Below are 22,037 nucleotides of genomic sequence, written 5' to 3' on the forward strand. Positions count from 1 at the left end.
ATGCGCATCTCACGCATGCTGCTCGCCGGCACCGCCGGCCTGACACTGATGCTCTCGGCGTGTACCACCGACGCGCCCGACGACGGCGCGCCGGGAGGCGAGGACGGCGCCGGGCCGACCCCGGACGCGGAGTGGTTCGACCGGGCCGAGTACGACGCCCAGCTCGCCCAGCGGGAGATCACGCCGGAGGGCTCGCCCGACGAGCCGTGGCTCCAGGCGATCGAACCGGAGTGGACGGACACCTCGGAGTTCGTCCACGACTCCCCGGAGGACGCCACGGTGTGCTTCTCCAACGCCTCGGTCTCCAACCCCTGGCGCGTCACCGGCTTCATCACCATGGAGCAGCAGGTGGAGGCGCTCCAGGAGGAGGGCCGCATCGGCGACTTCCGGGTGTCCGACGCCGCCGACGACGACAACCAGCAGATCTCCGACATCCAGGCCTTCGTGGACTCCGGCGACTGCGACGCCATCATCATCTCGCCGTCCACCACCGCCACCCTGACCCCGGCGGTGGAGACGGCCTGCGAGAGCGGCGTCCCGGTCATCGTGTTCGACCGCGGCGTCAACACCGACTGCATGGTGACGTTCATCCACCCGATCGGCGGCTACGCCTACGGCGCCGACGCCGCGGAGTTCCTGGTGGACAACCTGGAGCCCGGGTCGACGGTGCTGGCGCTGCGCATCCTGCCGGGCGTGGACGTGCTGGAGCACCGCTGGGCGGCCGCCCAGCAGATCTTCGGCGAGAGCGAGCTGGACGTGCTCGGCTACGAGTTCACCGAGGGCGACGGCGCCAAGATCAAGGACCTGGTCTCGCAGCACCTCCAGCGCGGTGAGGTGGACGGCATCTGGATGGACGCCGGCGACGGTGCCGTGGCCGCCCTGGAGGCGTTCGAGGACGCCGGGCGGCCCTACCCGGTGATCTCCGGCGAGGACGAGCTCAGCTTCATGCGCAAGTGGGACGAGGAGGGGCTGACCGCGATCGCGCCGGTGTACTCCAACTTCCAGTGGCGCACCCCGGTGCTGGCCGCCGCCATGATCCTGGACGGCGAGGAGGTCCCGGCCGAGTGGGTCCTGCCGCAGGAGCCCATCCGCCAGGGCGAGCTCCAGGAGTTCCTGGACCGCAACGCCGACATGCCGTCGCTGCACTACGCCAAGTTCGGCGGGGAGGACCTGCCCGGGTTCCCCGAGGCCTGGACCGACCGGTAGGAGGCGGGGCGGATGCGCGCGCTGGGGGTCAACACCTGGGTGTGGACGTCACCGCTGACCGGGGAGGGCCTGGAACGGCTCGCCCCGAGGGTGGCCGAGTGGGGCTTCGATGTGATCGAGCTGCCCGTGGAGGACGTCGGCGACTGGGACCCCGGCCGCGCGCGGGACCTGGTGAGCGGGCTGGGTCTGGAGCCCCGCGTCGTGCTGGTCATGGGCCCGGGTCGGGAGCTGGTCGCGACCGACCCGGGCACCCGGCGGGCGACACAGGACTACCTGCGCCGGGTCGTGGACGCGGCGGCGGCGGTCGGTTCGCCCGTCGCCGCCGGTCCCGCCTACGCGTCGGTGGGCCGCACCTGGCGGATGTCCCCCGCCGGGCGGGCGTCCCTGGCGGCGGAGCTGACCGAGGCCCTGGCCCCGGTCGTGGAGCACGCCGCGCAGGCGGGCGTCCGGCTGGCGGTGGAGCCCCTCAACCGGTACGAGACCAGCGTCCTCAACACCGTCGACCAGGGCCTGGAGCTGCTCGCCGACCTGCCGTCGGAACACTGCGGCCTGGCCCTGGACGTCTACCACATGAACATCGAGGAGCGGGACGTCCCGGCGGCGATCCTGCGGGCGGGCGACCGGGTCGCCCACGTACAGGTCTGCGCCAACGACCGGGGCACCCCCGGCGCCGACCACCTGGACTGGCCCGGGATCGTCGGGGCGCTGGACGCGATCCGTTACACAGGCCCCCTGGTCATCGAATCCTTCACCGCGGAGAATGCCACCATCGCCACCGCGGCCTCCATCTGGCGGCCGCTGGCGGCGACACAGGACGCGATCGCCGTCGACGGGCTGGCGTTCCTGCGGTCCCTCCCGATCGGAAGGTGAGGAGTGGCGGGACACGGGGCGCGGCCCGCACCCGGCCGTACGCGCACAGCGGCCGGGCGGGCGGCGCGTCCGGCACGGCACGCCCCCACCCCGCTCGGTGCCGCGCTCGCCGGAAAGCGCCGCCGGGAGCAGGGTGACTCCCACCCGCTAGGAGACGTCACCATGCCCTCCGACCACCCGAACCCCCCGTCCCTGGAGGTCCCCGCCCCGGCGCCCCCGGAGGATCTCCCCGACCCCTCGCGCACCACCCCGCTGACCTGGTGGCTCACCATCGCCGCGATGGCCGTCGTGATGGCGCTGATCGTCGCGCTCGTCCTGTCCGGCGGGCGGGCGGGGCCCGGTGACGCGGACGCCGTGGCCGCGCTCGCCGAGGACGCGGCCGCCGCGCAGGAGATCCTGTCCCCGGTCATCGAGGAGATGGCGGAGTGGCTGCCCACCGACGGCGCCCACCCTTCGCTGGACGTGGTGGACGCGGCGACCGTGCACGGCTGGCGGACCGCCGCGCACGAGACCGTCACCGGCCTGACCGTGCGGGAGGGCGCGGACCCGGTCCGCACCGGCCTGGTCTCCTCGGCCTCGCTGCTGGTCGTGGTCGCCGACACCTACTCCAAGGCCGCGCTGGTGGAGGACGAGGACCTGCGCATGGACCTGCTGCACGTGGCGATGGACGTGCGCAACGAGGCCGTGGTCGGCTGGTCGGCCGCGGCCTCGCACCTGGACGAGGCCGCGGTCGCCGCCGGGCTGGGCCACGTCCACGTCCACCTGCCCGCGTCCCCCGGCCTGGGGGCCCTGGAGCCCGACGGCACCGCCGGGACCCGGGTCGAGCACGAGTACCACCACTGACGACCGACCACCGGCCCCGGCCCCGAGCCGGGGCCCGCCGACGAAAGGCCCGACCATGACACGACCGGTCACCCTCTTCACCGGGCAGTGGGCCGACCTGCCCTTCGACGAGATCTGCTCCCTGGCGTCCTCCTGGGGCTACGACGGACTGGAACTGGCCTGTTGGGGCGATCACCTCGACGTCACCCGGGCCGCCGTCGACGACGACTACGTACGCGACCGGCTCGGCACCCTCGAACGGCACGGCCTGGGGCTGTGGGCGATCTCCAACCACCTGCTCGGCCAGGCGGTCTGCGACGACCCCATCGACCGGCGGCACCAGGACATCCTGCCGTCCCGGGTGTGGGGCGACGGCGACCCCGAGGGGGTGCGGCGGCGGGCGGCCCAGGAGATGAAGACGACCGCGCGGGCCGCGGCCCGGCTCGGGGTGTCCACGGTGGTGGGCTTCACCGGGTCGGCGATCTGGAAGTACGTGGCGATGTTCCCGCCGGTGGGCGAGGACGTCATCGAGGCCGGATACCGGGACTTCGCCGACCGGTGGAACCCGATCCTGGACGTGTTCGACGAGGTGGGGGTGCGGTTCGCGCACGAGGTGCACCCCTCGGAGATCGCCTACGACTACTGGTCGACGCAGGCCGCGCTGGAGGCGGTGGGGCACCGGGAGGCGTTCGGCCTGAACTGGGACCCCAGCCACATGGTGTGGCAGGACATCGACCCGGCGGGGTTCCTGTGGGACTTCCGGGACCGGATCTACCACGTGGACTGCAAGGACACCCGCAGGCGGACCGGCAACGGCCGCAACGGGCGGCTGGGCTCGCACCTGCCGTGGGGCGACCCGCGGCGCGGCTGGGACTTCGTGTCCACCGGCCACGGCGACGTGCCCTGGGAGGACTGCTTCCGCGTCCTGAACTCCATCGGCTACACCGGGCCGATCTCGGTGGAGTGGGAGGACGCGGGGATGGACCGGCTGGTGGGCGCGGCCGAGGCGGTGGAGTTCGTCCGCTCCCACGCCTACGACCCACCGCAGGCGTCGTTCGACTCGGCGTTCGGCTCCGGCTGAGCAGTACTCCCCGAACCTCCGCTTCGCTTCGGTCCGTGCTCGGGGCCCCAGAGGGCAGGAACCCTCGGCCCCGCCAGAACCCCGCCGGCGCCTCGCCCGGCCCCGGCGGCGCAGCAGGGCATCGAGGACAGGGCTCGGAGGCGGCGGCCGCGGTTCACATCATGGGAGCGATGACCACCCGGTATCCGCGGCCGTCGGCCACGACGTCGCGCCGGAAGTCGTTGACCCGGTTGACCGAGTCCTGGACCGCGCGGCCGCTGAACGCCGCCGGGTCGGCGGCGGGCAGGCGGACCAGGACGGCACGGACGGCCTCGTCGACGGAGAGCACGGTCTCCCGGTGCTCCGGGACGATGCGCGCATCGTCGAGGCGGCTGATGGCGATCCGGAACATGGCCGGTTCTCCTCGGACATGGGGGCGGCTGTGGGGAAGCGGGGTCTTCCCCGATTGTCCCCCATCATCGGCGGCGGCGCCGCGGAGCCGCCGGAGGAGCCGTCCGTCGAGGGCGGTGGCGGGCGGCAGGAGGGAGGGGCGGAACCCCTCCCCTGCCCGCACCGGGTCCCGGTGTCAGACCTCCAGGGTCTCCTCGATCCCCTTGAGCGAGTGCCGGGCCAGGGCGAGGTTCCCCCGGGAGCGGTCCAGCGCCAGGTAGAGGAACAGCCCCTGGCCCTTGCGGCTGGTGAGCGGCCGGATGACGTGGTACTGCCCGGACAGCGTGATGAGGATGTCCTCGATGGCGTCGTTGAGGCCGAGCTGGTCCATGGTGCGCATCTTGGCGCGGACCACCTCGGTGTTGCCCGCCGCCGCGACCGTGAGGTCGAGCGAGTTGGTGGCGGCGAGGGTGCCCAGTGCCATCCCGCTGCTGTAGTCCACGACGGCGGCGCCGACCGCCCCGTCGATCGCCATCATCTCTTTGAGCCCGGCTTCGATGTTCGGCATGTCCTTCTCTCTCCTTTGGATGGTTCGGCGCGTCCGCCCCCGCTCGGTGATCCAACGGCGCAGCCCGTGGACCGCACGGCGCGGGGAGGCGTCACCGGTCACGCGGTCACCGCCCGGTCGGGGTGGTCGGTGGACAGAGAGCGCAGTGCGCCCAGGACGCGTTCCAGGACGCCGCGGTCCACGGGGACGGCGGTCCGGGGCCGGGGGACGGCCCCCCGGCCCGGCAGCGGCGGCCGGTCGCGTCGGGGTACGGGTGCCCGCGCGGTGCGGGCGAGGTGCCGCAGGTGCCGCAGGGCGAGACCGAGGTTCCCGTCCTCCCGGCGCACCCGCAGCCGCAGGCACAGGCCGTCGGCTCCGGCCAGGACGGCGGCCAGGACGTGGTGTCCGCCGTCGGAGACGACGACGTCCTCCATGGCCTGGTCCGCGTACAGCGGACCCGCGTGCACGGACCGCAGGATCTCGACGACGTCCTCGGGGCGGTCCTCGTCGCCGACGTGGACGAGGGTCCGCCCGCTCCGCCAGTCGACGAGGTGGACACTGCGCGCCCCGGGCGTCCGGAGCAGGTCCCTCATCTGTCGGTCGATCGCGCGCACATCGGTCCTTTGGGAAGACGGGGTCGGGCGGCCCGTGGGGGCGGGGCCGCGGGCCGCCCCGGTACGGACAGGACACGACGATAGAGGGGCACGGACCTTTTCGCTGGGTTTTCCAAGATTTATTGCGTTATACCTGCCAGGAGTCCCGAGTCGGCAATGACGGACCTGAAAGGATTGTGCACGTAAGGCACAATGAAAACGGCGATCGCCCGCAATGCAACGGGCGATCGCCTTTATCGTCGTATGGGTTTTTCGGGACCTACGATCCGGATCAGAGCCAGTCGACCCCGTACCCTTCGAGGTCGTAGCGGGCCGCGACGACGTCCAGCCTGCCCGACTCGACGAAGGGCGCCAGCTCCGTGTCCCGGCGCAGCAGGTCGGCGACGTGCTCGGCGTTGGCGCGCACGCAGTCGTCGACGAAGTCGCCCCCGTCGTCGGGGGTGGAGTCGACGACCTCCAGGATCTGCTCCACGAGGTAGCCGACGTGGCCGTGCGGGAGTTCCCCGGTGCGGTGGGCCTCCACGGCGGCGGTCACCGCGCCGCAGCCGGAGTGCCCTTGGACCACGATGAGCGGGACCGCCAGGTGCTCGACGGCGTAGACGATGCTGCCGAGCACCGAGGAGTCCAGGACCTCGCCCGCGGAGCGGACGGTGAACAGGTCGCCCAGGCCCCGGTCGAAGATCAGCTCCGGGGCGACGCGCGAGTCGGCGCAGCCCAGGACGAGGGCGAAGGGGTTCTGCCCCTGCGCGACCTCGATCCGGCGGCGGCGCCCCTCATGGGGGTGGCGGGAGGCGAACCTGCGCCAGCGCCGGTTGCCCTGCTTGAGCAGGCGCAGGGCGTCGGCGGCCCCTCCCTCGAAAGGGGTTCCGGAATCGGCCCATGCGGACGCGGGAACCGCGGCGGCCAGGGCGGCTCCAGCGCCGCCGACCAGGGAGGCGCGCAGTGCGTGACGACGTGAAATGGCCATGGGGAGTCTCGTTCTTCTTCGTTTCGAGGCGGATCGCGCCTCCTGGCAAAGAAAGCGAACAAAAACTACGCTCACCACAAAAAGGACACAAGCCACTTAACGTGTTCTTAGCGTCGGCTCCGCACCCGCTTCTCCCCCACCGCCACGCGCCCGCCCCGACCCCCTCCCGGCCGAGGGGCCGGTCACCGGCCGCCGCGAGCCCCCCACCTCTACCGATGCACCAGGATCCGCCGTAGACTCCCGACCGACCGACCGTTCGGTGACCGACCCCCTCGTGTGACGGTCACGACACGCGCCCCGCGCGCGGGCGATCGGGCCGCGACCGAACGACGACACGAGGTAGATTCGACAACCGTGCCCCGAACCAGCCCTGGCGAGTCCGCGCCCCCGCGCTCCGGGAGGCGCCGCTCCGGACGCCCCGGCCACGACGCCGACTCCGTCCTGCACGTGGCGGCCCGTGTCTTCAACGAGCGCGGCTACGACGGGACCAGCATGGAGGACCTGGCGCGCGCCCTGGGCGTCACGAAGTCCGCGATCTACCACCACGTCTCCAGCAAGACCGAGCTGCTGCGCCGGTCGCTGGACCTGGCCATGGACGCCCTGTTCGAGGTCACCCGCGAGGAGGCCTCGGTCACCGGCCCCGCCGTGGACCGGCTCGACCACGTCCTGCGCGGCAGCGTCCGCGTACTGGTGGAGCTGCTCCCGCACGTCACGCTGCTGCTGCGGGTCCGCGGCAACACCGAGGTGGAGAAGCACGCCCTGGAGCGGCGGCGCGAGTTCGACCACCTGATCGCCGACCTGGTCCGCGAGGGCATCGTCGACGGGGACATCCGCGACGACGTCGACCCGGCGGTGGCGGCCCGGCTGCTGTTCGGCATGGTCAACTCGATCGTGGAGTGGTACAAGCCCGACCGCGGGCTGTCGGCCGAGGAGATCGCCGACACCCTCGCCACGGTCGCCTTCCAGGGGCTGCGCCGCCCGCCGCATCCCGCCTGACCCGGGGGCCGGTGATAACGGTCACGGAGATCACGGTCACCGCCGGTCACATGCCCGACGGGGTCAGGTGTCCGCCCCGGACCGAACGCTCCGAAAACGAGACAACGTAATACTCTGCGGCTTTCTCCCCCGTATGTGCTTTCTATGATTTTTTCATCGGAAAACCACACCAACGGGCAGGAACGGCATGATCGACCACTTCACCTACGGGCCGTGGACTCCGGGGATCGCCTACGCGGTATCGGTCATCGGCTCCTTCATCGGCCTGATGGCGGCCACCCGGTCACGCGCCGCCACGCGCCGCTTCGCCCGCCTTCAGTGGCTGGCGGTGAGCGCGGTCTGCCTGGGCGGAACCGCCGTCTGGTCCATGCACTTCATCGCGATGATGGGCTTCCGGGTCTCGGGCACCCCCATCCGCTATGACACCGCCCTGACGCTGGCCAGCGGCGCCGTCGCCGTCCTGGTCATGGGAGTGGCGCTGTACCTGACCATCCGCCGCGGCACCACCGGCTGGCTGCTGCTCAGCGGCGCCGTCGCCGGATCCGGGATCGTCGCCATGCACTACATGGGCATGGCCTCGATGAACCTGCACGGCGAACTGCACCACGACCCGGTGTTCGTGGCCGCCGCGACGGCGATCGCCCTGGCCGCGGCCACCGCCGCACTGTGGTTCGCCCGGCGCGTGGCCGGCCTGCCCGCCATCACCCTGGCCTCGCTGCTCATGGGCGTGGCCGTCTCCTCCATGCACTACACCGGCATGTTCGGGATGAGCGCCACCGTGAGCGCGGAGCACCACATGTCCGCCCCGGCCGGGGCCACCTCATCGGACCTGCTGCTGCCGCTCGTGGTGGGCCTCTTCGTCCTGCTGCTCGTGTGCAGCCTCTTCCTCATGCTGGGCGTGGAGGACTCGCCCCGGCGCCCCGCGGAACCGCGCGTCGCGGCCCCGGAGGAGAAGAGCGAAAAGAGCGGAGAGTATTCTCCCCGTCACGTTTTCGATCCGCACCGGAACCGCACCCGCTAATCCCTATTCGGACATCGGGAACAGGCCAGAAAAAAGCACGCCCCCAATGGTGACCCTCCGCATCGGGGGCACATGGTTTCCGCACACCCCCTGGCTTTTCCGCCGTTTCGACTTTATGATCCGTACCCACGCCCAATGTGACGCAGGTCATGGAAAGTGAAGTCCCGTGCTCGACGATGTCTTCGGCCAGGACTGGCTGACCCCCGCCATCGCGTTCACCGTCTCGGTGATCGGCTCCTTCCTCGGCCTCTCCTTCGCCCACCGGGCCCGCCGTGCCACCGGGCTCGCCCGGTGGCACTGGACGTTCCTGGCATCCCTCGCTCTGGGCGGTATGGCCGTGTGGTCCATGCACTTCATCGCCATGATGGGCTTCCGCCTCTCGGGCACCGCCATCCGCTACGACACACTGCTCACCCTCGTCAGCGGCGCCATCGCCATCGTGGTCATGGGCTTCGCGCTCGCCCTGAGCCTGCGCAACCGGAGGACCATCTGGCTGCTGCTCAGCGGCCTGCTGCTGGGCTTCGGCGTGATCGCCATGCACTACACCGGCGTCGCGTCGATGAACGTCCACGGCGAACTGCACCTGGACCCCGGGTACGTGGCCGCGTCCTGTGCCATCGCGATCGTCGCGGCCACCGTCGCCCTGTGGTTCGCCACCCGGGTCACGGGGCTGGGCGCCAACGCCGGCGCCTCCGTCCTGATGGGCATCGCCGTCACCTCGATGCACTACACCGGGATGGCTGGCGTGCACCACGAGGCCCCCGAGTTCACCCGATACGGCGCCCCCGAGGGCTCCACCGTGCCCGACCTGCTGCTGCCGATGATCGTGGTGCTCTTCGTGTTCCTGCTCATCTGTAGTCTCTTCCTCCTGCTGGGGGTCGAGGACGAGCGCACCGACTACAGCCGCCGCCCCGAGCACGCCGCCGCCGTCCCCGCGGACGACGCGGTCCGGCCCGGGGACGCCGGGTACAGTCCGCGCCACGCCTCGGCGCCCCCCGCCCTGCCGGCGGCGGGCGAGCGGTACCGCCCGGCCGACGACGTGTGGACGCGCCGCCGCTGACACCCCGGAAAAACCACTGGCCCCCGCGGGCCCGCCGAGTGTAGTTTCGGCGGGTCCGCGTGCGCCCGCCGCGGAACGAGACGGAGAGGAGGACGTGCCATGCCTGTGAACGTCCCTGCCTGTGAGCCCCACCTCCCGACGTTCCGCGAGCCCTGAGCGCACCCGGCCATTCCCCGGGTGCCCGGCTCGCCTTCTTCCCGAAAGAAAGAGCCGTACCGTGAACACCCCTGTCACCGGCACACCTCCGCATCCGCTGACCGCGCTGGGCTGGAACCCGCGCGTCGCGACCGCCTTCGACACCGTCTCCCACGGCTCGGAGCACCTCCTGGTGCCCGGGCGTGTGAGTGCCGCCCGCCGCGGCGGCTCGGTGGTCCGCACCGCCGAGGGCGAGGTCCCCGCCGACCACTCCCCCGCCGTCCTCAAGGACGCCCGGACCGACCCCGCCCTGGCACCGTGCACCGGCGACTGGGTCGCCCTGCGCCGCTCGGGTGACACCTGGCTGGTGGAGGCCGTGCTGGAGCGCTCCGGCACACTCGTGCGCCAGGGCATCGCCAAGGACTCCTACGACCAGGTCCTCGCCGCCAACGTGGACCGCGTCCTGATCTGCGAGGCCGCCGACCAGGGGCCCAACGTGGGCCGCCTGGAACGGTTCCTCAGCCTGGTCTGGGCGGGCGGCGCCGAACCGATCGTCGCCGTCACCAAGGCCGAACTGGCCGGGGACCGGCTGCCCGAGGTCGTCGAACTCGTGCGTTCGGTCTCCCCCGGCATCGAGGTGCACGTGGTCAGCGCGCACACCGGCCAGGGGCTGGACGCCCTCACCGAGCGGATGGCACCCGGGTCCACCTGGGTGCTGCTGGGCACCTCGGGTGCGGGCAAGTCCAGCCTGATCAACGCCGTGGCCGGGCAGGACCTGATGGACACCGGTGAGATCCGCGGCGACAGGCGGGGGCGGCACACCACCACCCACCGGCAGCTACTGGTGCTGCCCCACGGGGCGGTCGTCCTGGACATCCCCGGGGTGCGCCGCATCGACGTCCCCGGCGAGGCCGAGGGCGTGGACCGGACCTTCGCCGACGTCACCGGGCTGGCCGAACAGTGCCGGTTCCGGGACTGCGTCCACGAGACCGAACCCGGGTGCGCGGTCCGCGCCGCCATCGACGAGGGGGAGCTGGACCTGAGCCGCCTGGAGCGGTGGAACCGGCTGCGCCGCGAGTCGGAGCGGAACCGGGCCCGGGGCGACGCCCGGCTGCGCTCCGAGCAGACGCGCAGGTGGAAGGCCATCACCAAGGAGGGCCGCGAACGCGGCCGTCTCAAGCGCGGCGGCCGCTGAGGCCGGGACGGCTTGCGGGCGCCTCCCCGGCCGGGGAGGCGCCCGTCCCCGTTCGCAGTCGGCCCGCGCAGTGTGCGAGGCGGTGGCCAGGGGCCGAGTGGATCGGATGAGCATCCGACCGTGCGGAGTCGCATCTGACCCGCTCATCCTCGACGGTTCCCTCATCCGGCCTGATCGGAGAACGCCGGATGTGCGGGCGCCCAGACCGCGCGGACGCTCTCCAGCGCGCAGGTCGTTCGAGGATCCGACCGAGCGCAAGCGGCTCGGATGCGGGTCGAGCGGGTCGCGTGCGACAGGTCGGCCCGTCCCCGTCTTCCCCGAAAGCGCTTCTCTAGAAGCCGAAGGCCCGCTTGGCGTTGCCCGCGATGACGGCCGCCAGCTCGTCCTCGTCCATCCCCTTGACCTCCGCCAGCGTCCGCAGCGTGTGCGGGATGAGGTACGGGGCGTTGGGGCGGCCCCGGTAGGGCTTGGGGGTCAGGAACGGCGCGTCCGTCTCCACCAGCACCAGCTCCGCCGGGGCCGCCTGCGCGGCCTCGCGCAGCGGCTCGGCGCTGGCGAACGTCACGTTGCCCGCGAAGCTCATGAAGTAGCCCAGCTCCGCGCAGCGGCGGGCCATGGCCGCGTCGCCGGAGAAGCAGTGGAACACCACCGTGTGCGGGGCGCCCTCCTCCTCCAGCACCCGGAACACGTCCTCGTGCGCCTCCCGGTCGTGGATCATCAGGGCCTTGCCGTGCCGCTTGGCGATGGCGATGTGCCCGCGGAACGACTCCTCCTGCGCCCGCGTCCCCTCCGGGCCGGTGCGGAAGGTGTCCATGCCGGTCTCTCCGACCGCCACCACCTGCGGCCGGGCGGCCAGGGCGTCGATCTCGGACAGCTGCTTCGCGAGGGCCTCGAAACCGCCGGGCCGGCGGGTCTTGCCCGCCCAGTCGGTGTCGTCCACCTCCACACCGTCCGCGCCGTCGCCGTGCACGACGCGGGGTGCCTCGTTGGGGTGCAGGGCGACCGCCGCCCACACCTTCCCGGGGTTGGCGGCCGCGACGTCCGCCGCCCAGCGCGACGACGGCAGGTCGACGCCCACCTGGAGCAGCGGGGTCACCCCGACCGCCTCGGCGGCGGCGATGATCTCGGCGACCTCCGGGGTCTGCATGTCCATGTGGGTGTGGCTGTCGGCCACCGGGACCCGCAGCGGCTCCGGTGCCGGAGGCGGCGTCTGCGCGTTGCGCGCCTCGACGGCCTTTCCCGACCGCTTGCCCATGTCGTTCCCTCCGCGACGAGCCGCGCCGACGGGTCGGCCCGTCGGCGCGGCGTCCCACCCGTGGCCCACCGCCCTCAGCGGACGGCCGGCGGCCACGGTGCTTCTCCTGTGTCCGAACTTCTTCTCGTGCCGTCCGCCCTACTCGGCGGCGCCGCCCTCCAGGCGGGCCAGCTCCTCGTCCACGACGGACGGGTCGAGTTTGGCGAACAGCGGCTCGGGGCGGGCCAGCGGGGTGCCCGGAACGATCGGGACCGACTCCCAGCGGGCGGCGTTGTCGGCGTAGTCACCGGTGATGACCGGGTAGTCGACCTTCTCGGCGGAGCCGCCGATGGTGTCGTGGCCGGTCTCCAGCCGGGGCATGCCCGTCCAGGTGCCCTCGCCGCCCAGCATCGCGTACACCTTGTTGGCCGACTCCGGCAGGAACGGCGTGAGCAGGGTGTTGGCGTCCTGGACCAGCTGGAGCGCCACGTGCAGCACGGTGGCCATCCGCTCCGGGTCGGTCTTCTTCAGGGCCCACGGGGCCTGCTCGGAGATGTACTTGTTGGCCTCGGCGACGGTCCGCATCGCCTCCTGGAGCGCCGCCTTGAACTGCGAGCGCTCCAGGCGGGCGCCGACGGTGTCGAACGCGGCCCCGGACGCCTCCAGCACCCGGCGGTCCTCGTCGGTGAGCTCTCCCGCCGCGGGGATCTCACCGAGGTTCTTGGCCGCCATGGAGATGGAGCGGTTGACCAGGTTGCCCCAGGCCGCCACCAGCTCGTCGTTGTTGCGGCGCACGAACTCGGCCCAGGTGAAGTCGGTGTCCTGGGTCTCGGGCCCGGCGGCCATGATGTAGTACCGCAGCGAGTCGGCGGAGTAGCGCTCCAGGAAGTCGCGCACGTAGATGACCACGCGGCGTGAGGACGAGAACTTGCGCCCCTCCATGGTGAGGAACTCGCTGGAGACCACCTCGGTGGGCACGTTCAGCGCGCCCAGCGGGCCGGGGTCGCCGCCCCGGTCGCCCCGGCCGCTCGCACCCAGCAGGATGGCGGGCCAGATCACCGAGTGGAAGACGATGTTGTCCTTGCCCATGAAGTAGAAGGACTCCGGGTCCTCCCCCTGCCACCAGCGGCGCCACGCCTGGGGGTCACCGGTGCGCTCGGCCCACTCGATGGACGCGGACAGGTAGCCGATGACCGCGTCGAACCACACGTACAGCCGCTTGTTGGCGTTGTCGCTCCACCCGTCCAGCGGGATCGGCACGCCCCAGTCCAGGTCACGGGTGACCGCGCGCGGCTGTAGGTCGTCCAGCAGGTTCATGGAGAACTTCAGGACGTTGGGGCGCCATTGGCCCTCCTTGCCCTTGAGCCACTCCGCGAGCACGCCGGCGAACGCGGGCAGGTCGAGCATGAAGTGCTCGCTGTCCACGAACTCCGGGGTCTCGCCGTTGATCTTGGAGCGCGGCGAGATGAGGTCGATCGGGTCCAGCTGGTTGCCGCAGTTGTCGCACTGGTCGCCGCGCGCGCCGTCGTAGCCGCAGATCGGGCAGATGCCCTCGATGTAGCGGTCCGGCAGGGTGCGCCCCGTGGACGGGGAGATGGCGCCCTTGGTGGTGCGCGCGAAGACGTAGCCGTTGTCGTACAGCGTGGTGAAGAGCTTCTGCACCACGGAGTAGTGGTTGCCGGTGGTGGTCCGGGTGAACAGGTCGTAGGACAGGCCCAGGGCCACCAGGTCCTCGGCGATCACCCGGTTGTAGTGGTCGGCCAGCTCGCGGGCGGTGACGCCCTCCTGGTCGGCCAGGACCTGGATCGGGGTGCCGTGCTCGTCGGTGCCGCTGACCATCAGCACGTTGTTGCCCGACATTCGCTGGAAGCGCGAGAAGACGTCGGAGGGGACTCCGAAGCCGGACACGTGACCGATGTGGCGCGGTCCGTTGGTGTAAGGCCAAGCGACCGCGGTCAGGATGTGGCGATTCGACGACATGCCCTAAGCCTAAAGCCGACGGCGGCCTGACACGCACTCCTTATCACCGGTCCCGCGGATGCGCGCCCCGGGACGGGAGATTCCCCGGGGCCTCGGGTACCCGTATGCTCTGCTGGACGAACACGCGCGCATTGTGACGCATGCGACTCGGCGCCCGGCGGCGCTCCCCGACCTGAGGCGGTGGTCATCACGGCTCCCCGTGCCCTGGCCCGTGCCCGTGCCCGGGCCCGCCGCGCTCTGGCCCACCGTGCTCTGGCCGCCCCGCTGGTGGCGGGGGTGGCCCTGCTCGTCGTGTTCTCGGTGCCCGGGATCAGCGCGGGCGAACCCGCGCTGCCGGTCCTGCCCTCCTACGGGGTGGCCAGCGCCCCCCACGTGGCGGACGACGAACCCGGGCACGACCGGGTGGAGCAGGCCGGACACGTCGACCACCGGGTCACCGTCGGCCCGCCGCCCTCGACCTGTGACACCAGGTCCGGGGTGCGCGACCTGCCCGACGCCCTGCCCGTCCCCGTTCTGAACCTGGCCTCCTGGGACCAACCCTGGTGGCCCGCCGACCCGCCGAGCACCGAACCGGTGCCCGAGCAGGGGGTTCCGCGGGACCTGCCGCCGACCCGGGCCCCGCCTCTCACCGCGCCCCCGTCCTGATCCCATCCCCGGACGCCGCATCCCCCGGCATCCGTGCCCGCAGCGCGTCCGGATCTCCATCGGCTTTTTCGCAGTGAGAGGTAACGACCCCTTGGCCACGTCCACATCGACATCGACGGGAACGGGGGGGCGCTGGTTGCGCGCCCTCGTATCCCTGCTCGTGATCGCCGTCGCCTTCGGCGCGGCTTGGTTCATCCCGCCCCGCCTGGGCCTCGACCTGAGCGGCGGCACCCAGATCGTCCTGGAGACCCAGGACGGCCCCGACGGCACCCCGGCCAGCGCCGAGAACACCGACCAGGTCGTCGAGGTGCTGCGCCAGCGCATCGACCGCCTCGGTGTGGCCGAGGCGACCATGTCCCGCTCCGGTGAGAACCGCATCATCGTGGAGCTCCCCGGCGTACAGGACCCCGCCGAGGCGGCCCAGATCGTCGGCCAGACCGCCCAGCTGTCCTTCCACCCCGTGCTGGGTGTGGGCCAGGCCGGCGGCCAGGGCGTCCAGGCGCCCGGCGACTTCGCCAACGCCCCCGAGGGCGAGGCCGACGAGGCCCGTGCCCCGCAGGACACCGAGGAGGCCCCCGCCGAGGAGGGCGCCGAGGACGGTGAAGGCGGCGAAGGCGCCGAGGGCGGCGAAGGCGACACCGAGATGACCGACGAGGAGCTCCAGGAGCTGCTCAGCGGCATGGGCGGCGGCCAGGGCCAGCAGCCCGGCCAGACCGGTCCCAGCGCCGAGAACCCCGAGGACGTCGTCGTGACGCTCCCGGACTCCGACGGCACCAACCTCCAGCTCGGCGAGACCGCCATCAAGGGCGACCGGGTGTCCAGCGCCGACGCCGCGCTCGACAGCGTCAACCGCGCCCAGTGGACGGTCAACGTCAGCTTCCGCGGCGAGGGCCGCGACCAGTGGCGGCAGCTGACCGCCGACGCCGCGTGCTACCCGCAGGGCGACCCGCGCCGCCGGGTGGCGATCGTGCTGGACAACCAGATCATCTCCGCTCCGGAGGTGAACCCGGAGATCGGCTGCGAGGTCGGCATGTCCGGCGGCCAGACCACGATCACCAGCCCCACCTTCACCCGTGAGTCCGCCAACGAGCTGGCCGTCCTCATCGAGGGCGGCTCCCTGCCGCTGCCGGTGACCGAGGTCCAGCGCCAGACGGTCGGCCCGACCCTGGGCGCCGAGGCCATCCAGGCCAGCGCGATCGCGGCGGTCCTGGGCATCGCCTTCACCGCCCTGTACATCACCCTGGTCTACCGCCTGGTCGGCTTCCTGGCGTCGCTGGCCCTTGCGTTCTACACCCTGATCGCCTACGGCGCCCTGGTCGCGCTGGGGGCGACACTCACCCTGCCCGGTCTGGCGGGCTTCGTACTCGCGATCGGTATGGCCATCGACGCCAACGTGCTGATCTTCGAGCGCGCCCGCGAGGAGTACCAGCGCCAGCAGGCGGTCTACCAGGCCAACCGCGCGTCCGGGATGAAGGAGGGCGACGACGGCGACAAGACCGGCGGCGCCCTGGCCCGCCGCCGTCGCCGCGCCGTGCCGCCGAGCCTGGAGAAGTCCTTCGTGGAGGGCACCGGCAAGGCGTGGAGCGCGGTGCTCGACACCAACGTCACCACGCTGATCGCCGCCGGCCTGCTGTTCTTCCTGGCCTCGGGCACCGTCCAGGGCTTCGGCGTCACCCTGAGCATCGGCACCATCGTCTCGATGTTCTCGGCGCTGGTCATCGCCCGCGTGTTCGTGGAATGGGCGGTGCGCCGCGCGGTCATCCGCAAGCACCCGGCCATCAGCGGCCTGGACCGGATCGGCCCGGTCCGCACCTGGCTGGTCGAGAAGAGCCCCGACATCATGAAGCACCGCGCCAAGGCGCTCATCGTCGCGGGCGTGCTGGTGGTGGCCGCCCTGGCCGCCCCGTTCGTACAGAACGTCAACCTGGGCGTGGAGTTCACCGGCGGCCGGGTCCTGGAGTACGAGATCACCGGCGACCAGCAGGTGAGCGTGGACGAGGCCCGCGCGCTCGTCTCCGGGTTGGGCTTCCCCGGTTCGGACACGGCCGTGGTGCAGGAGGCCGGCGACGGCGACATCTCCGTGCGCACCGGCCAGCTCAGCGACACCGACGCGGCATCGATCACCGACGCGCTGGCGGAGGAGACCGGCGGCGTCGAGGTGGTGAGCGACGAGCTCATCGGCCCGAGCATGGGCGACGAGCTGCGCAACCGGGCGCTCATCGCGCTGGGCGCGGCACTGGCCCTCCAGATGATCTACCTGGCCTGGCGCTTCCGCTGGTCGTTCGGCGTCTCCACGATGCTGTCGCTGGCGTTCAACATGCTGCTGGTGATCGGTCTGTTCATCTGGCTGGGCAAGCCCATCGACGGCGTGTTCCTCGCCGCGATCCTGAGCGTCATCGGCTTCACCGTCAACGACACGGTCGTGGTGTTCGACCGCGTCCGCGACGAGTGGGCCCGCGACGACAAGTCGTCGTTCACGGAGATCGCCAACCGGGCGATCATCAACACCCTGCCCCGTACCGTCAACACGACCGTCGGCGGATGGATCATCCTGGGCTTCCTGACCTTCCTCGGCGGGTCCTCGCTCCAGGACTTCTCCATCGCGATGCTGATCGGTCTGACCACGGGTGTCGCGTCGACGGTGTTCGTCGCCGTCCCGCTGGCCGCGTGGCTCCAGCAGTGGGACAGGACCCCGCCGCCGCACGTCATCAAGGAGCGCAAGGCCAAGCAGCGCGTCGCCGCCAAGGCGGCCCGCGAGGCCGACGACGGCGCCGTCGTCTAGCGCTTCCCCGCTTGCGGGGGAGAACACGGGAGGGCCCCCGGGGACGACGTCCCCGGGGGCCCTCCCCGCGTGGTGCTCAGCCCGCCTGGACGGGGACCGGCGCACCCTCGGAGGCCTGCACCAGGACGAAGCCCCGGCCCTCCAGGGACAGCTGGAACGCCTCGCCGCTGCCGCGGCCGATGAGCGCACCGGCCTTCATGGTGCGGCGCACGCCGGTCTGGAGCGAACCGGACCAGGCGACGGCGGAGTCGGTGTCGACGAAGGTCGGCTGGTCGATGTCGAGCAGCACCGGGGTGCCGTGGCAGGCGATGGCGATCCGGCCCTGCCCGGTGAACGTGGTGTTGAACAGCCCGCCCGCGGTCATCCCCGCGCCCTGGACGCGCTTGATGTCCCAGGCCAGGCCCGGTTCGAAGGCCAGCACGTTGTCGCCGTTGACGGTGATGGAGTCCTGGCCCTCCAGGTCGATGAGGTGGATGTCCCAGGCGTCGCGGGCCAGGAAGACGTCGCCGCGGCCGCTCACCTTCATCAGGGGCATGCCCTCGCCGGTGAACGCCTTCTTGAGGAACCGGCCGACGCCGCCCGCGCCCTGGTAGTCGAAGTCCACCTGGCCCTGGTAGGCGATCATGGCGCCCTGGCGCGCGAAGATCTCCCCGTTCAGGCCCACCCGGAGCATCTTGTGGTTCTGGAGGTGCATCCCCGGCTGGCTGATCTCCTGGGCCTGCTGGAAGAGCTGGCTGCGCATTCTGGTCTCCTCGTGCCTGGTGGTGAGCGGTGCTCCACCTGTTTGGACGCCGACCGGCGGGAACGGTTCCGGGTCGACGGCTCCCGGTCATTCGCCGGACTGCGCGCCGACCCCGTGCACGAGATCGTAGACACGGCGCTTGGGCACACCCGTCTCCTTGGCCACCCGGGTGATCGCGTCCTTGCGGCGGGCGCCCTCCTCCTCCAGGGCGTGCACCGCGGCCAGCAGGTCGTCGTCGGTGGCCGCCCCGCCGGCGGGCCGGGCGCCCTCGACCACCACGGAGACCTCCCCCCTGACGCCCTCGGCCGCCCAGGCGGCCAGCTCGGCCAGTCCGCCGCGGCGCACCTCCTCGTAGGTCTTGGTGAGCTCGCGGCAGACCGCCGCGCGGCGGTCGGCCCCGAACGCCTCCGCCATCGCCTCCAGGGTGGCGGCCACCCGGTGCGGGCTCTCGAAGAACACCATCGTGCGCCGCTCGGCAGCGATCTCGGCCAGGTACCCCGCCAGGCCCTTGCGCGGGGGGAAGCCCTCGAAGCAGAATCGGTCGGTGGGCAGGCCGGAGACCACCAGTGCGGTGGTCACCGCCGAGGGCCCGGGCACGGCGGTGACCGGGATGCCCTCGGCCGCGCAGGCCGCGGCCAGCCGGTAGCCGGGGTCGGACACCCCGGGCATGCCCGCGTCGGTGACGACCAGGACGTCCCGGCCCTCGCGCAGGTCGGTGAGCAGCTCGTCGGTGCGGCGGCTCTCGTTGGCGTCGTAGTAGGACACGACCCGGGCGCCCGCGGCACCGCCGGGACGCACGCCGGCGCGGGTGGCGAACTGGCGTAGCCTGCGGGTGTCCTCGGCGGCGATGACCCGGGCCTCCTCCAGGACGCGCAGCAGCCTGGGCGGTGCGTCCTCGATGTTGCCGATGGGGAGCCCGGCCAGGGTCAGGGTCCCGAACCGCCGTTTGCCATCGCCCTCAACCACTGCTCATCCCCGTCCTGTCACGCTACGGTGGCATCTATCACGCCACCCGAAACCTGTCTCGCGGTCCGTCCACAAAGGGACACAACCCTCTCCGACCCCAACCTACGAGCCGAGATGACCACCACCGCACTTTCCTCCGGGGTCGAGTCGACCCCACCCGCCCCCCCACGCCCCTCGACCCTGCGGGCCCGGTTCCTGCCCACCGACCCGACCCCGGCGTGGATCGCCTGGCTGGGGGCCGTCCTCGTCGCCGCCTTCGCCGGGGCCCTCCGGTTCGTCGGCTTCGGGGAGCCCGCCCGGATCTACTTCGACGAGACGTACTACGCCAAGGACGCCTACGGCCTCCTGAACTACGGCTACGAGCACGAGACCGTCGAGGAGCCCGTCGACGCCGACGCCCTGCTCCAGGACGGCGCGACGACGGACATCTTCACCGGCGCCGGCGACTTCATCGTCCACCCACCGGTCGGCAAGTGGATGATCGCACTGGGCGACCTGCTGTGGGGGGCACTGCCGTTCGGCGAGTCGATGACCCCCGAGGCCTGGCGGTTCGCCTCCGTCCTGGCCGGCATCGCCTCGGTCCTCATCCTGGTCCGGGTGGCCACCAGGATGACCCGCTCGGTGCTGTTGGGCTGCACCGCCGGTGTGATCCTTGCGCTGGACGGCCTGCACTTCACACTGAGCCGCGTCGCGATGCTCGACATCTTCCTCACCCTGTGGATCCTGGCCGGGTTCGCGTGCCTGGTGGTCGACCGGGACAAGACCAGGGAGCGCCTGGCGCGGTTGGCCGAGGCGGGGGTCGACGTGGCCTCCGTCGGCTGGTTGGGGATGCGCTGGTGGCGGCTGGCCGCCGGGCTGTGCTTCGGTCTCGCGGTGGGGACCAAGTGGTCGGCCCTGTTCTTCATCGCCGCGTTCGGCCTGCTCACCGTGGCGTGGGACTACGGGGCGCGCAGCAGCGCCGGCCAGAACCGCCCGGGGCTGCGGTGGCTCGGCTTCGACGCGATCCCGGCGTTCGTGCAGACCGTGGTGGTGGCCGCGATCGTCTACGTGGTGTCCTGGTCGGGCTGGCTGTTCACCCGGGGCGGATACAACCGGGACCACGCCGACGGCCTGGCCCCGGACTTCCTGCCGGGCTTCCTGGCCGCGCCCTGGGAGGCCCTGGCGAGCCTGTGGGACTACCACACGCGCATGATGGGCTTCCACGAGAACCTCAGCAGCGACCACACCTACATCTCCCAGCCGTGGGAGTGGATCATCATGCGCATGCCGGTGATGTTCCACTACAACGGCGAGGCCGTGGACTGCCCGAGCGGCGACTGCGTGGCCTCGATCGTCTCCCTGGGGACGCCGGTGATCTGGTGGCTGTCCATCATCGCCCTCACCGTGCTGGTGGGCTGGTGGGTGACCTTCCGCGACTGGCGGGCCGGGGCCGTGCTGCTGGGCGTGGCCGCCGGCTGGCTGCCGTGGTTCGCGTTCCCCGACCGCCCCATGTTCCTGTTCTACGCGCTGCCGATGCTGCCGTTCCTGGTGCTGGCCATCGTGCTGATGCTGGGCCTGGTGATGGGCGCCGGAGAGGAGAGCCCGCGGTTCTCGCCATATCTGCGGGCACTGGGCGGAGTCGTGTTCGGCGTGGTGATGCTGTTGATCATCGCGCACTTCGCCTACCTGTACCCGGTGCTGGCCGCCTATCCGCTGGACCGGGAACTGTGGGAGGAACGGTTGTGGTTCCGGGTGTGGATCTACGGGCGCGACGCGCTTACGTGACCTGCGCGGGAGAACGGGCGTGTTCTCCATTAGTCGCAGTGCGGAAAGAAATCAATGCTTTCGCGTAGCCGAAACAGGACAGATCGCAAGGGGGGATTCCCGTGCCGAAAGCCTCGGCAGGGGACCCCCCTCCCTGGTACTGTCTGCAACTGGTTGCTGTTGTAGTTTCCATGGATGCCCGAGGCGCCTCGCGGAACTTCACGTGGGCGCTTTAGCGGGGGACCGTTCTCTTCACTTCGGCGCCCGGCGACCCGGGGCCAGCAGGGTGCGGCCCCGTTGTAGTCCCCAAGGGAGAGCACATGGCTCAGGGCACCGTGAAGTGGTTCAACTCTGAAAAGGGTTTCGGGTTCATCGCCGTCGAGGGCGGCCAGCCCGACGTGTTCGTGCACTACTCGGCGATCGCGGGGAGCGGCTTCCGGAACCTGGAAGAGGACCAGCGGGTCGAGTTCGAGGTCATCCAGGGCCCCAAGGGCCCGCAGGCCGCGGACGTCCGCCCCATCGCCTAGACAGATCGCGGCGGGTCCTCGGGGACCCGGCGGAACCGTCCAGGCGGGCGTTTCCCTCCACAGGCGTTCTGCGACCCCCGTCCCTCCCCAGGGGCGGGGGTCGATCGCGTCCGGGGTGTTCCGCGGATGTCCGCGTTGTGATCCGGGCACGGTTACCCAAGCGCACCGATACCGGTTAACCTGCTTGAAGCCGGTCGGTATCCCGAGAACGAGGATCGTGCATGTTCAACATCAGCGGAGGAGAGTTCATCGTCCTCCTTCTGCTCGCGCTGTTGATCTTCGGTCCCGACCAACTCCCCAAGGCCGCTCAACAGGTGGGCCGGGTGCTGCGCCAGCTGCGCACCATGGCGAACTCCGCCACCAAGGACATCAAGGAGGGCCTGGGGCCGGAGTTCAAGGACTTCGAGGTCCAGGACCTCAACCCCAAGCGGTTCGTGCAGAAGCACTTCTGGGAGGAGGGCGAGGACGAGCCGCAGCCCAAGCCGGCCGCCCGGCTCAACGGCCGCCGTCCCCCCTTCGACGACGAGGCGACCTG

21 protein-coding genes are annotated in these 22,037 nt (G+C 71.6%); 13 read left to right on the forward strand and 8 right to left on the reverse strand.

Going from position 1 to position 22,037, the window contains the following annotated elements; genetic code table 11:
- From QJS33_RS15350 to QJS33_RS15365, 4 genes are all read left to right on the forward strand, one after another.
- Entirely contained in the window at positions 1-1,206 is a 1,206-nt protein-coding gene (locus tag QJS33_RS15350) for a substrate-binding domain-containing protein (RefSeq protein WP_306368649.1), read from the forward strand.
- Between the two features lie 12 nt (positions 1,207-1,218).
- On the forward strand, positions 1,219-2,076 hold the full coding sequence (locus QJS33_RS15355; protein WP_306368650.1) for a sugar phosphate isomerase/epimerase: 858 nt from the start codon (positions 1,219-1,221) through the stop codon (positions 2,074-2,076).
- A gap of 162 nt (positions 2,077-2,238) precedes the next feature.
- The gene (locus tag QJS33_RS15360) at positions 2,239-2,919 is read left to right on the forward strand and encodes a hypothetical protein (protein ID WP_306368651.1); all 681 of its coding nucleotides are present in this window, start codon (positions 2,239-2,241) and stop codon (positions 2,917-2,919) included.
- 55 nt (positions 2,920-2,974) lie between these two features.
- Entirely contained in the window at positions 2,975-3,979 is a 1,005-nt protein-coding gene (locus QJS33_RS15365; RefSeq protein ID WP_306368652.1) for a sugar phosphate isomerase/epimerase, read from the forward strand.
- 154 nt (positions 3,980-4,133) lie between these two features.
- Here the strand turns inward: QJS33_RS15365 and QJS33_RS15370 are convergent, their stop codons facing one another.
- From QJS33_RS15370 to QJS33_RS15385, 4 genes are all read right to left on the reverse strand, one after another.
- The gene (locus QJS33_RS15370) at positions 4,134-4,370 is read right to left on the reverse strand and encodes a hypothetical protein (protein WP_306368653.1); all 237 of its coding nucleotides are present in this window, start codon (positions 4,368-4,370) and stop codon (positions 4,134-4,136) included.
- Positions 4,371-4,544: 174 nt separating this feature from the next.
- Positions 4,545-4,916 (reverse strand): hypothetical protein, encoded by a 372-nt coding sequence (locus QJS33_RS15375; protein ID WP_306368654.1) that lies wholly within the window; start codon positions 4,914-4,916, stop codon positions 4,545-4,547.
- Between the two features lie 98 nt (positions 4,917-5,014).
- Complete coding sequence (locus QJS33_RS15380; protein ID WP_306368655.1) at positions 5,015-5,488, reverse strand: hypothetical protein; 474 nt, start codon at positions 5,486-5,488, stop codon at positions 5,015-5,017.
- A gap of 292 nt (positions 5,489-5,780) precedes the next feature.
- Complete coding sequence (locus tag QJS33_RS15385) at positions 5,781-6,476, reverse strand: carbonic anhydrase (RefSeq protein WP_306368656.1); 696 nt, start codon at positions 6,474-6,476, stop codon at positions 5,781-5,783.
- A 447-nt stretch (positions 6,477-6,923) separates the two neighbouring features.
- Between QJS33_RS15385 and QJS33_RS15390 the strand changes: the two genes are divergently transcribed.
- From QJS33_RS15390 to rsgA, 4 genes are all read left to right on the forward strand, one after another.
- Entirely contained in the window at positions 6,924-7,472 is a 549-nt protein-coding gene (locus tag QJS33_RS15390) for a TetR/AcrR family transcriptional regulator (protein WP_306368674.1), read from the forward strand.
- 187 nt (positions 7,473-7,659) lie between these two features.
- Positions 7,660-8,493 (forward strand): MHYT domain-containing protein, encoded by an 834-nt coding sequence (locus tag QJS33_RS15395; RefSeq protein ID WP_306368657.1) that lies wholly within the window; start codon positions 7,660-7,662, stop codon positions 8,491-8,493.
- Positions 8,494-8,659: 166 nt separating this feature from the next.
- The gene (locus QJS33_RS15400) at positions 8,660-9,553 is read left to right on the forward strand and encodes an MHYT domain-containing protein (RefSeq protein ID WP_306368658.1); all 894 of its coding nucleotides are present in this window, start codon (positions 8,660-8,662) and stop codon (positions 9,551-9,553) included.
- Positions 9,554-9,770: 217 nt separating this feature from the next.
- Positions 9,771-10,883, forward strand: coding sequence for a ribosome small subunit-dependent GTPase A (gene rsgA / locus QJS33_RS15405; protein ID WP_306368659.1), 1,113 nt, complete (start codon positions 9,771-9,773; stop codon positions 10,881-10,883).
- 331 nt (positions 10,884-11,214) lie between these two features.
- Here rsgA and QJS33_RS15410 read toward each other — a convergent pair whose 3' ends face one another.
- Both QJS33_RS15410 and metG read right to left on the reverse strand, forming a co-directional pair.
- Positions 11,215-12,138, reverse strand: a complete 924-nt coding sequence (locus QJS33_RS15410; RefSeq protein WP_306368660.1) for a TatD family hydrolase — start codon at positions 12,136-12,138, stop codon at positions 11,215-11,217.
- 138 nt (positions 12,139-12,276) lie between these two features.
- Entirely contained in the window at positions 12,277-14,097 is a 1,821-nt protein-coding gene (gene metG / locus QJS33_RS15415; RefSeq protein ID WP_306368661.1) for a methionine--tRNA ligase, read from the reverse strand.
- A 180-nt stretch (positions 14,098-14,277) separates the two neighbouring features.
- Between metG and QJS33_RS15420 the strand changes: the two genes are divergently transcribed.
- Positions 14,278-14,742 (forward strand): hypothetical protein, encoded by a 465-nt coding sequence (locus tag QJS33_RS15420; protein ID WP_306368662.1) that lies wholly within the window; start codon positions 14,278-14,280, stop codon positions 14,740-14,742.
- A gap of 136 nt (positions 14,743-14,878) precedes the next feature.
- A complete protein-coding gene (secD, locus tag QJS33_RS15425) occupies positions 14,879-17,524 on the forward strand; it encodes a protein translocase subunit SecD (protein WP_306368663.1) in 2,646 nt (881 codons plus the stop codon).
- Positions 17,525-17,600: 76 nt separating this feature from the next.
- Here the strand turns inward: secD and QJS33_RS15430 are convergent, their stop codons facing one another.
- Both QJS33_RS15430 and rsmI read right to left on the reverse strand, forming a co-directional pair.
- Complete coding sequence (locus QJS33_RS15430; protein ID WP_306368664.1) at positions 17,601-18,266, reverse strand: AIM24 family protein; 666 nt, start codon at positions 18,264-18,266, stop codon at positions 17,601-17,603.
- Between the two features lie 87 nt (positions 18,267-18,353).
- Positions 18,354-19,232 carry a 16S rRNA (cytidine(1402)-2'-O)-methyltransferase gene (gene rsmI / locus QJS33_RS15435; RefSeq protein WP_306368665.1) on the reverse strand — a complete coding sequence of 293 codons (879 nt, stop codon included), beginning with the start codon at positions 19,230-19,232 and terminating at the stop codon, positions 18,354-18,356.
- 114 nt (positions 19,233-19,346) lie between these two features.
- Here rsmI and QJS33_RS15440 point away from each other — a divergent pair, with 114 nt between their 5' ends.
- The 3 genes from QJS33_RS15440 to QJS33_RS15450 form a co-directional block, all read left to right on the forward strand.
- On the forward strand, positions 19,347-20,996 hold the full coding sequence (locus tag QJS33_RS15440; RefSeq protein WP_306368666.1) for a dolichyl-phosphate-mannose--protein mannosyltransferase: 1,650 nt from the start codon (positions 19,347-19,349) through the stop codon (positions 20,994-20,996).
- 299 nt (positions 20,997-21,295) lie between these two features.
- Entirely contained in the window at positions 21,296-21,502 is a 207-nt protein-coding gene (locus tag QJS33_RS15445; protein WP_306368667.1) for a cold-shock protein, read from the forward strand.
- Positions 21,503-21,723: 221 nt separating this feature from the next.
- A partial coding sequence (locus QJS33_RS15450; protein ID WP_306368668.1) for a sec-independent translocase occupies positions 21,724-22,037 on the forward strand: 314 nt, incomplete at its 3' end.

Origin of the sequence: Nocardiopsis sp. CC223A (assembly GCF_030766825.1) — a bacterium.
Lineage (GTDB): Bacteria > Actinomycetota > Actinomycetes > Streptosporangiales > Streptosporangiaceae > Nocardiopsis.

Coding starts and splice junctions, on each gene's coding strand:
- QJS33_RS15350 (WP_306368649.1), top strand. CDS start 1: ATGCGCATCTCACGCATGCTGCTCGCCGGCACCGCCGGCCTGACACTG.
- QJS33_RS15355 (WP_306368650.1), top strand. CDS start 1,219: ATGCGCGCGCTGGGGGTCAACACCTGGGTGTGGACGTCACCGCTGACC.
- QJS33_RS15360 (WP_306368651.1), top strand. CDS start 2,239: ATGCCCTCCGACCACCCGAACCCCCCGTCCCTGGAGGTCCCCGCCCCG.
- QJS33_RS15365 (WP_306368652.1), top strand. CDS start 2,975: ATGACACGACCGGTCACCCTCTTCACCGGGCAGTGGGCCGACCTGCCC.
- QJS33_RS15370 (WP_306368653.1), bottom strand. CDS start 4,370: ATGTTCCGGATCGCCATCAGCCGCCTCGACGATGCGCGCATCGTCCCG.
- QJS33_RS15375 (WP_306368654.1), bottom strand. CDS start 4,916: ATGCCGAACATCGAAGCCGGGCTCAAAGAGATGATGGCGATCGACGGG.
- QJS33_RS15380 (WP_306368655.1), bottom strand. CDS start 5,488: ATGAGGGACCTGCTCCGGACGCCCGGGGCGCGCAGTGTCCACCTCGTC.
- QJS33_RS15385 (WP_306368656.1), bottom strand. CDS start 6,476: ATGGCCATTTCACGTCGTCACGCACTGCGCGCCTCCCTGGTCGGCGGC.
- QJS33_RS15395 (WP_306368657.1), top strand. CDS start 7,660: ATGATCGACCACTTCACCTACGGGCCGTGGACTCCGGGGATCGCCTAC.
- QJS33_RS15410 (WP_306368660.1), bottom strand. CDS start 12,138: ATGGGCAAGCGGTCGGGAAAGGCCGTCGAGGCGCGCAACGCGCAGACG.
- metG (WP_306368661.1), bottom strand. CDS start 14,097: ATGTCGTCGAATCGCCACATCCTGACCGCGGTCGCTTGGCCTTACACC.
- QJS33_RS15430 (WP_306368664.1), bottom strand. CDS start 18,266: ATGCGCAGCCAGCTCTTCCAGCAGGCCCAGGAGATCAGCCAGCCGGGG.
- QJS33_RS15440 (WP_306368666.1), top strand. CDS start 19,347: ATGACCACCACCGCACTTTCCTCCGGGGTCGAGTCGACCCCACCCGCC.
- QJS33_RS15445 (WP_306368667.1), top strand. CDS start 21,296: ATGGCTCAGGGCACCGTGAAGTGGTTCAACTCTGAAAAGGGTTTCGGG.